This is a genomic window from Amycolatopsis orientalis, assembly GCF_000943515.2.
In the GTDB taxonomy this organism is placed as follows: domain Bacteria; phylum Actinomycetota; class Actinomycetes; order Mycobacteriales; family Pseudonocardiaceae; genus Amycolatopsis; species Amycolatopsis orientalis.
This window is the reverse complement of record NZ_CP016174.1, coordinates 573,424-586,087: the sequence shown is the minus strand read 5'-3', so window position 1 is coordinate 586,087 and position 12,664 is coordinate 573,424. Positions and strand designations below refer to the sequence as shown.

Genomic DNA, 12,664 nt, shown 5'->3' with positions numbered 1-12,664 from the left:
CTGGAGAGTCAATCGATCTGCTTGACGCTCTCCGCGTGCCTGCGCGCCAGGTCCTGGTAGATCGCCGCGTTGTGCTCGACCCAGCCGCGGGCGGTGCCGTCGAGCGGGACGTGCTTCTTCGCCGGGCTGCCCATGGCGACGGTCTCGGGCGGGATGATCATGCCGGGCGTCACCGTGGCACCGGCCGCGACGAGCGCCTTCGCGCCGATCTGCGCCTTGTCGAGCACGGTCGAGCCGTTGCCGATCAGCGCCTGCTCGCCGATCGTGCAGTCGTGCACGAGGCACTGATGCCCGACGGTGACGTTCTTGCCGACCTCGGTCACGCCGCCATTGACGTGGATGACCGAGTTGTCCTGGATGTTGGCGCCCTCGCGGATGAGGATCCGCCCGAAGTCGGCGCGCAGGACGGCGCCGTACCAGACGGAGGCGCCCTTCTCGACGACGACGTCGCCGATCAGGGTGGCGGTGGGGGCGATCCACGCTTCGGGATCCACCTGGGGTCGGTGCCCCTCGAATTCGAACATCGGCATGCCCCGCACCCTATGCGCGAAAGTCCGTGAAGGCCTCCTTCCCTACCTTGAGCGTGGGGAAGGAGGCCTTCACGGAACGCTGAAGCGTCAGCCGATGGCGGTGTTCAGCAGGAGGTCCACGGCCTTGTCGTTACGCGTGGTCTCCCGGACGATCACCTCGTCGGGCGGGTAGAAGCCGGGGCTCGAACCCCGCGGGTACATCTCGAAGGTGAAGCTCAGGATCTTGTGCGTGCCCCACATCCAGTCGTCGATCGTCCCGTCCGTGATGTACAGGTCGCTCGACTGCTGCGGCGTGTAGCCGTTGGTCGCCGCGAGCTGCCTGCCCAACGTCTGGAAACGCTGCGCCTCGGCCGCGGTCATCCCGGGGGCGGTGTCGTTGTAGGTGAAGCCGAACGGCCACAGGACGAGTTCCGAATAGGTGTGGAAGTCGATGCTCGCCTTGATCTGCTGGACGCCGCCGATCTTGCGCGAGTTCACGAAGTTCGACACCGCCTTCGTCTCCGGCGCGGAGAAGGCCGAGGGGCCGCGATAGGTCTCGCTGGTCGTCGAGCCCGACGAACCGCCGCAGCAGCCCCAGTTGTAACCCCAGTTGCGGTTGGGGTCGGTGCCGTTGCCCTGGCGGTTCTTGCGCCAGTACTTGTAGCTGCCGCCGGAGATGTCGTACTCCGAGCCGTCCGGGTTGACGTTCGGGATCACGTAGATCTCGGTGCTGTCGACGAACCGCTTGATCGCGGGGTCGGAGGCGTAGCCCTGGGTGAACCGGTTCACGATCCGCAGGCACATCTCGGTGGTGAGGTGCTCGCGGGCGTGCTGGTTGCAGGTGAAGAGGACTTCGGGCTCGTTCTCGTCGGTCCCGACGTTGTCGCTGATCTTGAGCATGTTCAGCGCGCGGCCCTGATAGGAGTTGCCGACGCTGCTCAGCCGCGCGATCGAACCGTAGTTCGTCTGGGCGTTGCGCAGTTCCGTCGTGACCTCGGTGTAGTTGTGGAAGCCGGAGTCGGCGGGCGGGAAGTCGTTGATCGCGTTCGTGCTCACCTCGGGCGAGCGGTCGACGACGCCGCGCTGCTCGACGCGGAAGCCGAGCGAGCGGATCTTCGCCGCGTCGCGTTCCTCGCCGATGAACGTCGTGGTGCCGTTGGCGGAGCCGAGGACGTCGACGCCCAGCCGGGAGATCTGGGTGCGCTGCTGCGAGGTGCCGGTCCCGAAGACCTCGTAGATCTGGACCTGCGCTTCTTCGGCCCGCTGGTCGGCGGTCGCCGGACTCGCGGCGACCGGGATGGTGAACGCCGCGACGGCCGCGATCGCCACGGCCATGCACCGTCTTATGCGCATCGTCGTCTCCTAGCTCTCAGGCAAGGGAAGGGAACCTCACCATGGCCGGAGCGCGGAGACCGAACAATCCGTAACGGTACGGATCTAATGCGTATTTCTACCCGTAGTTCGCGAAACAGAGCGCTTCGATGTCGCCGCGCAGTGCGGCGAACGGCCGCCGCCGGACACGCTGCTGGACGATCGCGCCGAGGAGATAGGACAGCAGAGCCCTCGCCCGCGCCCGCGGGTCCTCGACGTCCAACGGGGCGAGGAGTTCCGCGAGCAGTTCGGTGATCGACGTCAGCATGACGTCGATGGCCTGCGGATGCTGCGCGCGGCCCGCGGCGATCCAGTACTCGAACCAGAGGAAGGCCGCGTTCGGGCGGCCGGAGAACTCGGCGAGGAACGCTTCGAGCGCCGCGAAGAGCCGCTCATCCGGGTGATCGTGGTTCGCCGCGATTTTGCGCAAATCGGCCGCGAACGTTGTGATATGCGCCGCCATGGCCCGGTCGATCAGGACGTCGATGTCCGCGAAGTAGTAATGAATCGCACTTTTCGTGAGTGGCCCGGCCTCCGCGATCGCCCGCACCGTGCACCCCGCGAGCCCGTCCCTGGCCAGCACGACGCGCGCCGCTTCGACGATCTGCTCCTGTTTCTGCAGCTGGTTGGGGGAAAGCCGCTCGCTGCGGCCCGGTACGACGGTCACGGGGTTCCTTACACGAATTCTTCAGGACAGTGGCCCTGAAGTTTAGGCCGTGCGTCCCGGCCGATCACAGCGGGTGAAAAATCTAGGTGGCTCGCAGCCGATCCGTAGCGGACAATGCCCGGCATGGTGACCTCAGGGGACAACGGGTTCAGTCCGGCCGCGCGCCGGCAGCTGGAGAAGGAACTCGCCGATCTGCGTGCGCAGCGCGACGCGATGGCGCCGCTCGTCGGCGAACAGGAACGAACCGGCGACGCGGCCGACCAGGCGGAGGTGCTGGACCGCGCGGAAGCCGCGGCCTACCTCGACCGGCGCATCGCCGACGTCGCCGCGAAACTCGAGCACGGCGGGCGCAACAGCAAGGGCCTGCTCCCCGACGGCACCACCGTCACCCTCCGGTTCTCCGACGGCGACGAGGACGAACTCCACATCGTCACCATCCCCGGCGAGGACGCCGACGCCTCGACGGTCACCTCGGACAGCCCGCTCGGCCTCGCGCTCGTGGGCGCCAAGGAGGGCGACGAGATCAAGTACCGGACGCCGCGCGGCGAGACCAGCGCCACCGTCGTCACCCTGAAGCCGCCTGCCTGACCTCGGTACAGGTGGTCGTGAGTGGCGATTCGGGTTCTGACCCGAATCGCCACTCACGACCGACCCGACCCACCACCTCCCGCGGCCTTCACGCGCCTGGACGGCAGAGGACCGGATTCGCCAGCTCCGCACACGGCCGGTGCCCGTGCGACCGCACGATGTCCTTCCCGACCTGGTTGGTCAGGTACCGCAGGAAGCTCGCGACGAGCGAGTCGGCCTTCGGTTCCCCGAACGTGTAGGCGTACTCGGTCTCCCAGAACGGGTACGCCGCGTGGATCGCGCCTTCCAGGGTCGCCTGGTGGCCGTCGATCCGGACCGGCAGGACCTCTTCGCGTTTCGTCGCCGCCCCCAGTTCGCTGTAGCCGAGCGCGCCGGGGACCCGCGCCACCGCGTCGAGGACGTCGTTCGTGGACGGCCTCGCGCAGCGCACCACCCCCGGCTGGGCGCCCGGCGCCTGTTTGAGGCAGTCGTCGGAGTTGTCACCCGGCTCCCGCTTGCCCGCCAGTAGCCGGACCTCGAACGTCCGCCGCGTGCCCGAGTCGGAATGCCGGTCGACGAGCCGGACGGGCTGGTCCTTGCCGCCGATGTCCTTCCAGTTCGCGATCTTGCCGTCGTAGAGGTCGCGGATCTGCGCGAGCGACAGGTCCTGGACGCCCGCCTCCTTGTTGACCACGAGCGTGAACAGCGAGAACGCGACCGGACGCGGCAGCAGCTGCGGGAAGCCCTCGCCCTTGGCGCCGTCGGAGAACGCCAGCACGCCGTCGTTCCCGGCCTGGTTCAGGCTGCCGAGCCCCTCCGCGCTCCCCCGGGTGTCGAAGGCGAACGAAGTGCCCGGGCACGTCTTCGCGTACGAGGCCGTCGTCTCCTTCAGCACCGGCGTGAACGCCGTCGATCCGGTGATCGTGAGCTTCCCGGACGCGCAATCCAGTGGAGGCGGCTTCTCGTCGAAGACCAGCGAGCGGGTCAGCTGGAAGATGCTGAGCACCACGAGGAAGAGGATCAGCGCCATCACCGAACCGGTCGGCCCGGTGCGGCTCTTGGTCTCGCGGAGGCTGCCGCCCTTGATCTCCCCGACGACCTGAGGATCGGCGAAGTCTTCGGTCGAGCCGTTCGGGATCCGGTCGAGTACGGCGAGGATCTTGTAGTGCGCGCCGCGGTTCAGCGGCACCCTCGGCAGGTCGATCACCCCGACCGGCCGCTCGGGATTCTCGTCGCGCGCGCCGAAGCCGGAGTCGTCGCCGAAACATTCGTGCAGATGCGGCGAGCTGAGTTCGGTCACCACCATCCCGGCCACGGTGCGGCCGGGGAACTTCACGCGGACGCCGACGCGGTCGTTCTCGTTGACCGCGTAGTCGTCGGTGTCGATGTCGGTGGTGCCGCTGTTCTCGATACGCAGCAGCACGAACGACGGGTCGACGAGCCGCTCGCCGTTCTCGTGCTGCAGCTGCGCGAGTGCGTCGGCGGTCGGCGCGAACCCGCGTTCGGATCCCGTCGGGGTGTCCATCTGCACCCGGTAGCCGAGCCGTTTGCGGCCGACGAGCACGAACTCCCACAGGAACGCGACGGCCGGGACCGCGATCCCGACCACCGCGAGCAGGACGTCCCAGGGAAAGCCTTCCAAGACCAGCCTCCAGGTTCGGGAAATCGAACCTAAGGCTCAGCCCGGCCAGGGACGGCGGACTTCAGCCAGTGTTCACCGGCCGTCCGCGAAGGCGTAGTCGTCGAGGTCGAAGAACCGGCTCGTCACCATCGTTTCCAGTGTCGGTGACGCGCGGAACGGCACGTCCCCGTTCGCGTCGAAGTAGTAGCTGTTGGCCAGCGAGCAGCTGTCCTGGAAGAACACCTGGTGTTCGCGGCGGCCCAGCATGGTCCGGAAGTACCGGTCGTTGGCCTCGGCCGTGACCTCCACCCGCGTCGCGCCGGTCTTGCGCGCGTTGCGCAGGCACCGGACGATATGCGCGGTCTGCGTCTCGATCAGGTTGAAGTACGAGGAACCGTTGTAGCCGTAGGGCCCGAGAATGGTGAAGAAGTTCGGGAAACCGGGGACGCTGACGCCCTGATAGGCCTGGAACCGGTTCTCCTCCCAGAACTTCTCCAGGTCGGCACCGCCCGTTCCGCGCACGGTGAAGGCGGGCATGTTGCCCTTCTCGAACACCTTGAACCCGGTCGCCAGCACGAGGACATCGACAGTGTGTTCGGTGCCGTCGACGGTGCGCACGCCGTGTTCGGTGATCGCGTCGATGCTCGTGGTCTCCAGCGTGACATCGTCGCGGTTGAACGTCTGCAGGTAGTCGTTGGAGAAGCTCGGGCGCTTGCAGCCCAAGGCGTATCGCGGCGTGAGCTTCTCGCGGGTCACCGGGTCCTTCACCGCACGGCGCAGATGCGCGAGCCCGATCCGCTCACCGGCCCCCGCGGTCGGCAGGAGGTTATGGAAATGCGCGGCCAGCGGGAAGGTCAGTTCGACCAGCGCCTGGCTGGCCAGCCGGGACACCAGTTTCGCGCCCGGCAGCCTTCGCAGCGCCAGCCGTGCCGGCCGGGGAAGGGCGGCGTCGGGTTTGGGCAGGCACCAGATCGGCGTCCGCTGGAACACCGTCAGATGCCCGGCTTCCGGCGCGATGGACGGGATGACCTGCACGGCCGAGGCCCCGGTCCCGACGACGGCGACGCGTTTGCCGCGCAGATCGACGCCATGGTCCCAGCGGGCGGTGTGCATGACGGTGCCGCGGAAGTCGGCGAGGCCGTCGATGTCCGGCGGTTTCGGCTGGGTGAGCACACCGGTGGCGCCGACGACGAACCGCGCCGTCATCGACCAGCCGTCGGCGGTTTCGAGGCGCCACAAATGCGTTTCGTCGTCGAAAGTGGCTCCGACGACCTTGGAGCCGAGCCGGGTGCGGCGGCGGATGTCGTACTTGTCGACGCAGTAGTCGGCGTAGGCCTTCAGTTCGCGGCCCGGCGCGTAGACCCGCGACCAGCCGGAGATCTGCTCGAACGAGAACTGGTAGCTGAACGACGGGATGTCGACGGCGACGCCGGGATAGGTGTTCCAGTGCCAGGCGCCGCCGACGCCGTCACCCTCCTCCAGCATCAGGAAGTCGCCGAAACCCGCCTTTTCCAGCAGGATCGCGGCGCCGATGCCGGAGAAACCGCCGCCGATGATCGCGATCTCGTGGTCGGGCGTGGTCATGCGGGAAGTCCTTCCTTGGCGAACAGCGAACTCGCGCCGAGTACGACGACGTCCGCCTGGTGCTCGATGCCCTCGGCGGTGCGGACACCGTGGGGCGCGAAGGCGTAGACCGGCCAGGTGATGAGCTTGCAACCGGGCCGTGCGAGCGCGCCGTAATAGCCGAGGCCCGGCGCGGTCTTCCGCGAGCCAAAGCGGCGGTCGGGCGTCAGCAGCCTGCGGAGCCAGGGGTCTTTCACCTGCCAGCGCAGGAAAACGCGGGCGACGGCGATCCCGACGACGGTCGGCCCGGGAACCGGCATCGGCACCACCCAGTCCGGTTCTTCCTGGAACACCTTCACCGAAAGCGCCGTGGCCGCCACCTCGGGCACGATCTGCGCGGCCTCACGGCCAGGTGCGACGACGGCCACCCGCTGCCCCGCGAAGTCGTGCCCGAACCATTCGGTGCCGCGCAGCACCTCGCCCCGGAACTCGCCGAGCATCATGACGCGACCGGTTCGTGGGTGATCTCCTCGGTCCACGACTGCGGTTTGCCCAGCAGCCGCGCGGGGATCAGGCGGGTCACCTTCACCATCGGGTCGGCCAGCAGCCGGTGGTAGACGTGCGAGCGGTCGACGATCATCGCCGCCTGCGCCTTGAGCACGTGATACGCCGGGATGCGCTTGGTGAACTCGCCGCGGCCGCCGATCGCGGAGAACCGCTTCACGGCGTTGTACAGCTTTTTCTCCGGCAGGCCCATCGCGACGATGTTGTCCCGCATCTTGTGGATCAGCGGGACGAACACCACGATCAGGCCCAGCACGATCTGCGGTTTGAGCGAGCCGACGGATTCGGTGACGATCTTGGTCGTCGAGCCGGCTCCGATCAGTTCCAGCACCTCGAAATCGGCGGTGATGTGCCGCGACTCGTCGGAGTTGATATGCCGGAACACCTGATGGCACACCGGATCGGAGACCTCTTCGAGCAGGAACTTCACCAGTGCCCCGTCCAGCGCGCATTCCAGCAGCGGGATGAGCGTGGCCAGCGCGGTCAACGGCAGCGAGTCGCCGTAGTCGTCGAGGACCTTGATAGCCAGCTTGACGTTGATGTTCGGCTCGGGCATCGAACCGTTCTCGTCGAGCATGCCCCAGCGCTTCATCAGGGCCAGCTCGGCGTTGGCGTGTTTCTGTTCCTCCGCGTGGAAGTACCGGTAGATCTCCTGGATCACCGGCGTCGGCGCCTTCTTGGCCAGCGACGCGAAGCCGCGTGCTCCGACGTGTTCGATCCACACGAGATCGGCCATGAACGGCCGCATCTTGGCGCGCAGTTCGTCGGTCATCGTCTCGGCGCCGGGCGCGTCCCAGTCGATGTCGGCCAGCGACCACTGCTTGTCCTTGATGGTCTGGAGCATCGCGGCGAAGTCGTAGGCCATCACTTCTCCTTTTCAGCGGGCAGGAACCGGCCGAGCAGACCGGCGATCCGCGTATACGGAACCGGCACGAACCGCTTGGCATGCCACAAAAGCTGGGCGTCGGGTTGCGGCACCACGTACAGGCGCCCGCGATCGTGGGCGTCGAGCGTCATCCGGGCGACGCGCTCCGGCGAGAACCCGACGACATCGGAGACCCGCTGCGCGAGGCCGCGTGCTCCGGCGTCGATGAGTTCGCCGCCGAAGATGTTGGTACGCACGAAGGTCGGGCACAGTACAGTCACCGCGACGCCGGTGCCGGACAACTCGGCGGCCAAGGTTTCGGAAAGACTGACGACCCCGGCCTTGCTCACGTTGTACGCGGCCATCCTCGGCGCGGCCGTGAACCCGGCCGCCGAGGCGACGTTGATGACGCCGCCCGCCTTCGCCGTCCGCATGGCGGGCACGAAGGTGTGGCAGCCGTGGATCACGCCCCAGAGGTTCACCCCGAGAGTCCGTTGCCAGTCGGCCAGCGGGCTCTCTCCCACCAGGGTTCCGCCCGCGCCGATCCCGGCGTTGTTGACGACGAGGTCCGGCTCGCGTCCGAGCCAGGAACGCGCCTGGCTCGCGAGTTCGGCGACGTCGTCCACAAGGGACACGTCACAGGCGACGGCGACCGCTTCGCCCTTTTCCTTGAGCATCCTCACGGTTTCTTCGGCTGCTTCGAGGTCGATGTCGGCGCAGACGACCCGGCTGCCGCGCCGGACGAGTTCGGCCGCGATCGCCCGGCCGATCCCGCTGCCCGCGCCGGTGACGACGGCATGCGCTCCGTGGGTCCGTTTCGTCATGCCGCCCTCACGATCGCCGGAAGGTTGCCGGTGAGGAACCGGCAAGCCCGCTCCATCGCCGGTGCCGCTTCAGGGATGAAGCGGGTCAATGCCTGGAAGACGTGCATCTGGCCGGGGACGATGTCGAGTTCGCAGTCCGCCCCCGCGCGGCGCAGTGCCCTGGCCAGTTCGATGGCGTCCGCGGCGAGCATTTCGAGGCCGCCCGCCTGGATGAGCGTCGGCGGGAATCCCTTGATGTCGTCGAAGGCGAACCGAAGCCGCGTCGACGCGAGATCGGCGTCCACTGTGTACAGACCGACCAACCGCGCGGCTGCGGCGGCGGAGATCATCGGATCGCGCCGCATACGCTCCCGTTCCGCCGCGAGCCCGAAGGTCACGTCGAACAACGGCGAGAAGAGGGCGAGCGCGGCTGGTGGCGCCTTGCGCTCCCGGATGAGCTGCGCGGCGAGGTCGACCGCGAGATGCCCGCCCGCGGAGTCGCCTGCCACGAGAATCCGCCGGTATCCCTGGCCGACGAGCCTGTCGTAGGCCGCGCGGACGTCGTCGGCGGCGTTCGGGAACCGGTGCCGGGGCGCGAGCCGGTACTCGCAGGCGAACACCGGCAACCCGGTGCCGGCGGAGACCCGCGTGGTCAGCCCGCGATGCGTGCGAGCGGAACAGAGCGCGTACCCGCTGCCGTGGATGTAGAGGACCACGGCGTTGCCTTCGGCCACCTCGGGCGCGCGGACCCACTCGCCGCGGACGCCTGGTTCGATGCGGCTTCCCTTCAGCGGCGGCGAAGCCAACCACAGGCTGCTCGCGATGAAGGCACGGGAGAAGGCAACTCCGGCCCGGTTGGCGGGGATCGCGTTGGCGATCGGCCTCACGAAGGCGGACGTCAGCGTGGCGGCCAAACCGGGTCGCAGGCCATTCTGCGGTCGCATGCCCTCAGAATGAATCTGAGGGCACCTGCTGTCAAGATGGAGGGATGACCGCGTCCCGCCGCTACAGCGGCAAAACCGCCGACGAGCGCCGCGCCGAACGACGGCTCGCCCTGCTCGGCGCCGCCTTGGACATCTGGCAGGAGCAGGGCTGGGCGGCGGTCACGATGCGGGGTGTGTGCGCGCGGGCGAACCTGACCGACAGGTACTTCTACGAGAGCTTCACCAACCGCGACGAACTCCTCGCCGTCGCCTGGGAACAGGTCCGCGACGAAACCCTGCGGATGGTCCTCGACGCGGTCGCCGCACACATCGACAAGCCCGCCCTGGAACAGCTCCGCGCCGCCCTCGACGTCGTCGTGCACCACGTGCAGGAAGAACCCGCCCGCGCGCAAATCCTGTTCGGCGACCACGCGGGCAGCGCCGTCCTCGAGCAACTGCGGCGGCAGACCGTCCAGGAGACCACCGGGCTGCTGATCGAACTGGCCCGGCCGCATCTGAAGCCGGACGTGGACGGACTGGAGTTCCGGGTCAACGTCCTGCTGGGCATCGGCGGCTTCGTGGAGATCATGCTCGCGTGGCGCTCCGGCCTGCTCGACGCGGACGCGGACACCCTCGTCGAGCACCTCACCGGTGTCGGCACGTCGCTGTCGCGGATGTTCCTCAAGGGGTGACGTCACCGTGCGCCCTGACGTTAGGTTCAGAGGCGCTATGCACCTCAGGGCTCGGGCGAACCGTCGTCGCGATCAGAAGTGTGCGGCGCGGGCGCCGAGGACATCTCCCGTCGGCCAGGATTGAGGGCGCGGATGATCTCCGCCCGCTCGGTGGGCCGGGTTCCCCGAAGCGCAACCACCAAAGGCAGCGTGCGCCCCACCGCCAAGACGAGGGCGACAAGAAGACTCATCAGGCTGATGCTCTCCAGCATGGTCATCCCCTCGGCTCGGTCCGTCGAGAACACGGTGGACCGGAGACCTGACTTGAACCGCCGGTCGAGGTGAACGGAAGGTGAACTGGTTTGTCCCAGCGTCATTTGAGCGAAGGCTGATCGGACGCGCCCGCCCTACCCCGGATCGGGTGAACTTGAGCGGGACCACGCGCTGACCGCCCGGTCACCCCGAGCAAAGGTCAGGGCCCCATCCGGAGTATCCGAATGGGGCCCTGACCTGCGGAGCCGCCTAGGGGAATCGAACCCCTGACCTATTCATTACGAGTGAATCGCTCTGGCCGACTGAGCTAAGGCGGCGGACATCGGGCTCGCACCCGATGACGGGGTCAAGTGTAGCGGAGGCTTGAACGTCACCTTCCAGGGCCACCGTCGTTAGGGTCCTATGACGCCGGTCTCAGTCCCCCAAGATCGGCCCATCCCCACTGGAGGACCTGTTCATGCGGCAACGACTGCCCCGTGTGCTGGCGCTTCCGGCCGCCGCGGCCCTGCTTCTGCTGACCGCGGCTCCGGCGACCGCCCAGACGATGCCCACGACGCCGATCCCCGATCCGGCGAATCCGGGTCAGCCGCCGATGTCGGCGCCGATCGGACCGCAGCCGCTGGGCAGGGCGGTCGGTGACGCGGGGGCGGCCCTCGGCGTGCTGCGGCTGCTGCCGAACGCGGTGCCGACGAGCGCCATCCTGCCCGGCGCCGGCGAGATGCTGCCGAAACAGTCCGCGCTCGAAGCGGGGATGGGACTTTCCAGCGCGCAGGCCAACTCCGAGGCCTACCTGAACTACGAGAAGTCGATCGCGCAGTCGTCGCCGTTCGGCCTGTCGGCCGTGGGCAACGCGCCGCAGACGCCGGGCAGCCTCGTGCAGACGGCGTTGCCGGACAACCCGAAGCCGATCAGCGGCGGCCTCAACGCGCCGAAGAACCCGCTGTTCAACCTCGGCCTGCTCAACGGTGAGGCGCACGCGCGCTGGAGCCCGACGCTCGGGCCGTGCGTCGGCACGATCGCCGACTCGAGCACGTCGATCGCGAACCTCGCGCTGCTGCCGACGATCCCGAACATCCCTGGCGCCGAACAGCTCACCGCGGCGAGCGACCAGCTCAAGGCCGGGCTCGCCGGACTGCCCGGCCCGCTGGCGAACCTCGGCGGGCTGCTGTCGGGGACCAGCGCGGGCAGCGACGGCAAGGGCGCGGTGCTGAGCCTGCCGAACACGCTGTCGTCGCGTTCGATCGTGCGGCTGGTCGACATCCCCGGCTCGAAGAACAAGGCCGTCGAATCGACGTCGACCCTGCAGGCGGCCAGCATCGAACTGCTGAAGGGCACGCCGCTCGGTCTGACGATCAAGGTCGCCAGCCAGCCGACGCTGCGGGTCACCTCGACCGGCGACAAGAAGACGTCGAAGGTCGAGTACACCGCTCCGGTGCTGCAGATTCTCCGCGGCGACAAGGTGCTCTACACCCTCGACGCGAACAACCCGACGAAGGACATCCCGATCGGGATCCCGCTGCCGTCGCTCAAGCAGGTCCCGGGCTTCGAGCAGCTGAAGAACGTGCCGGTCATCGGCGGGCTCGCCGAGATGCTGAACGGTGCCACGAAACAGCTTCCGGGCGGTGAAGCCGGGAACGGGCTCACCCTCGACCTCGGCGTGCTGAAGCTGTCGATCGCCGGGCTGAACCAGAAGTCGAGCGACATGACGTCGCCGTTCAAGGGCTTCCAGATGGGCGCCTCGGCGCGGCTGCTGGACCTGCAGATCCTGCCCACCACCGCGCTGCAGAAGGCGCTGCCGCCGGACGCCGCGAAGAAGCTGCCTTCGTCGCTGGCCCAGATCTCGCTCGGTGAGCAGATCGCCCGGGCGTACGCGCCGTCGGGCGGGGTGGAGTGCGGCACGGTCACTCCGCCGCCCGCGGGCAACAACGGTGGCGCGGCGCCGAAGGGCCCGGTCAAGAACCTGGCCTACACCAACGCCGCGTACGACACCGTGCCGATGTTCTGGACGGGTACGGCGATGCTGCTGATCGGTGTGGTCCTGGTGGCCGCGATGCCGGGACGCCGTCGGCTTGTTCCGGTTCCGGTCTCGAAGGACTCGCCCGGCTTCAAGCCTTCGCCGCGACCGCGGGACTAGACGGGGCGAGGAGGGTGATGAACGGTCCTTTCACGCCTTGTCCCCGCGTGGGAGGCCCGTTCGTACCGGCTTTCGCTGATGCTCGTGTCGTGAGGGGTCCCCATAGGACGAATTTTGCCCTATGGGGACCCCT

At 68.1% G+C, this 12,664-nt stretch carries 13 protein-coding genes and 1 tRNA gene; 3 read left to right on the top strand and 11 right to left on the bottom strand.

Annotation, left to right across the window (positions count from 1 at the left end):
• Positions 1-8: 8 nt before the first annotated feature.
• The 3 genes from SD37_RS02850 to SD37_RS02840 form a co-directional block, all read right to left on the bottom strand.
• On the bottom strand, positions 9-530 hold the full coding sequence (locus SD37_RS02850; protein WP_044853711.1) for a gamma carbonic anhydrase family protein: 522 nt from the start codon (positions 528-530) through the stop codon (positions 9-11).
• Positions 531-617: 87 nt separating this feature from the next.
• Positions 618-1,844, bottom strand: coding sequence for a M14 family metallopeptidase (locus SD37_RS02845; protein ID WP_052675057.1), 1,227 nt, complete (start codon positions 1,842-1,844; stop codon positions 618-620).
• Positions 1,845-1,959: 115 nt separating this feature from the next.
• The gene (locus SD37_RS02840) at positions 1,960-2,547 is read right to left on the bottom strand and encodes a TetR/AcrR family transcriptional regulator (RefSeq protein WP_037318402.1); all 588 of its coding nucleotides are present in this window, start codon (positions 2,545-2,547) and stop codon (positions 1,960-1,962) included.
• A gap of 123 nt (positions 2,548-2,670) precedes the next feature.
• On the opposite strand from SD37_RS02840, the gene SD37_RS02835 reads away from it, so the two are divergent.
• On the top strand, positions 2,671-3,135 hold the full coding sequence (locus tag SD37_RS02835) for a GreA/GreB family elongation factor (protein ID WP_044853710.1): 465 nt from the start codon (positions 2,671-2,673) through the stop codon (positions 3,133-3,135).
• Positions 3,136-3,223: 88 nt separating this feature from the next.
• On the opposite strand, the gene SD37_RS02830 is transcribed toward SD37_RS02835, so the two are convergent.
• The 6 genes from SD37_RS02830 to SD37_RS02805 form a co-directional block, all read right to left on the bottom strand.
• Positions 3,224-4,756, bottom strand: coding sequence for a PstS family phosphate ABC transporter substrate-binding protein (locus tag SD37_RS02830; RefSeq protein WP_044853709.1), 1,533 nt, complete (start codon positions 4,754-4,756; stop codon positions 3,224-3,226).
• Between the two features lie 72 nt (positions 4,757-4,828).
• On the bottom strand, positions 4,829-6,319 hold the full coding sequence (locus SD37_RS02825; RefSeq protein WP_044853708.1) for a flavin-containing monooxygenase: 1,491 nt from the start codon (positions 6,317-6,319) through the stop codon (positions 4,829-4,831).
• Positions 6,316-6,801 carry an NAD(P)/FAD-dependent oxidoreductase gene (locus SD37_RS02820; RefSeq protein WP_037318415.1) on the bottom strand — a complete coding sequence of 162 codons (486 nt, stop codon included), beginning with the start codon at positions 6,799-6,801 and terminating at the stop codon, positions 6,316-6,318. The genes SD37_RS02825 and SD37_RS02820 overlap by 4 nt, the downstream gene beginning before the upstream one ends.
• On the bottom strand, positions 6,798-7,727 hold the full coding sequence (locus SD37_RS02815; protein ID WP_044853707.1) for a hypothetical protein: 930 nt from the start codon (positions 7,725-7,727) through the stop codon (positions 6,798-6,800). Before SD37_RS02815 ends, SD37_RS02820 begins: the two co-directional genes overlap by 4 nt.
• The gene (locus tag SD37_RS02810) at positions 7,727-8,551 is read right to left on the bottom strand and encodes an SDR family NAD(P)-dependent oxidoreductase (RefSeq protein WP_044853706.1); all 825 of its coding nucleotides are present in this window, start codon (positions 8,549-8,551) and stop codon (positions 7,727-7,729) included. Before SD37_RS02810 ends, SD37_RS02815 begins: the two co-directional genes overlap by 1 nt.
• The gene (locus tag SD37_RS02805) at positions 8,548-9,474 is read right to left on the bottom strand and encodes an alpha/beta hydrolase (protein WP_174567818.1); all 927 of its coding nucleotides are present in this window, start codon (positions 9,472-9,474) and stop codon (positions 8,548-8,550) included. Before SD37_RS02805 ends, SD37_RS02810 begins: the two co-directional genes overlap by 4 nt.
• Before the next feature lie 44 nt (positions 9,475-9,518).
• Between SD37_RS02805 and SD37_RS02800 the strand changes: the two genes are divergently transcribed.
• Positions 9,519-10,145, top strand: a complete 627-nt coding sequence (locus SD37_RS02800) for a TetR/AcrR family transcriptional regulator (RefSeq protein ID WP_044853704.1) — start codon at positions 9,519-9,521, stop codon at positions 10,143-10,145.
• A gap of 44 nt (positions 10,146-10,189) precedes the next feature.
• On the opposite strand, the gene SD37_RS02795 is transcribed toward SD37_RS02800, so the two are convergent.
• On the bottom strand, positions 10,190-10,396 hold the full coding sequence (locus SD37_RS02795; RefSeq protein WP_145926508.1) for a hypothetical protein: 207 nt from the start codon (positions 10,394-10,396) through the stop codon (positions 10,190-10,192).
• Between the two features lie 244 nt (positions 10,397-10,640).
• Positions 10,641-10,714, bottom strand: a tRNA-Thr gene (locus SD37_RS02790).
• A gap of 140 nt (positions 10,715-10,854) precedes the next feature.
• Between SD37_RS02790 and SD37_RS02785 the strand changes: the two genes are divergently transcribed.
• Entirely contained in the window at positions 10,855-12,531 is a 1,677-nt protein-coding gene (locus SD37_RS02785) for a hypothetical protein (protein WP_145926507.1), read from the top strand.
• Positions 12,532-12,664 lie beyond the last annotated feature (133 nt).

What these genes read in the sequence shown, in the direction of transcription:
- SD37_RS02785 (WP_145926507.1), top strand. Translation starts at nt 10,855, where the DNA reads ATGCGGCAACGACTGCCCCGTGTGCTGGCGCTTCCGGCCGCCGCGGCC.
- SD37_RS02810 (WP_044853706.1), bottom strand. Translation starts at nt 8,551, where the DNA reads ATGACGAAACGGACCCACGGAGCGCATGCCGTCGTCACCGGCGCGGGC.
- SD37_RS02835 (WP_044853710.1), top strand. Translation starts at nt 2,671, where the DNA reads ATGGTGACCTCAGGGGACAACGGGTTCAGTCCGGCCGCGCGCCGGCAG.
- SD37_RS02825 (WP_044853708.1), bottom strand. Translation starts at nt 6,319, where the DNA reads ATGACCACGCCCGACCACGAGATCGCGATCATCGGCGGCGGTTTCTCC.
- SD37_RS02850 (WP_044853711.1), bottom strand. Translation starts at nt 530, where the DNA reads ATGCCGATGTTCGAATTCGAGGGGCACCGACCCCAGGTGGATCCCGAA.
- SD37_RS02795 (WP_145926508.1), bottom strand. Translation starts at nt 10,396, where the DNA reads ATGCTGGAGAGCATCAGCCTGATGAGTCTTCTTGTCGCCCTCGTCTTG.
- SD37_RS02845 (WP_052675057.1), bottom strand. Translation starts at nt 1,844, where the DNA reads ATGGCCGTGGCGATCGCGGCCGTCGCGGCGTTCACCATCCCGGTCGCC.
- SD37_RS02815 (WP_044853707.1), bottom strand. Translation starts at nt 7,727, where the DNA reads ATGGCCTACGACTTCGCCGCGATGCTCCAGACCATCAAGGACAAGCAG.
- SD37_RS02820 (WP_037318415.1), bottom strand. Translation starts at nt 6,801, where the DNA reads ATGATGCTCGGCGAGTTCCGGGGCGAGGTGCTGCGCGGCACCGAATGG.
- SD37_RS02805 (WP_174567818.1), bottom strand. Translation starts at nt 9,474, where the DNA reads ATGCGACCGCAGAATGGCCTGCGACCCGGTTTGGCCGCCACGCTGACG.
- SD37_RS02800 (WP_044853704.1), top strand. Translation starts at nt 9,519, where the DNA reads ATGACCGCGTCCCGCCGCTACAGCGGCAAAACCGCCGACGAGCGCCGC.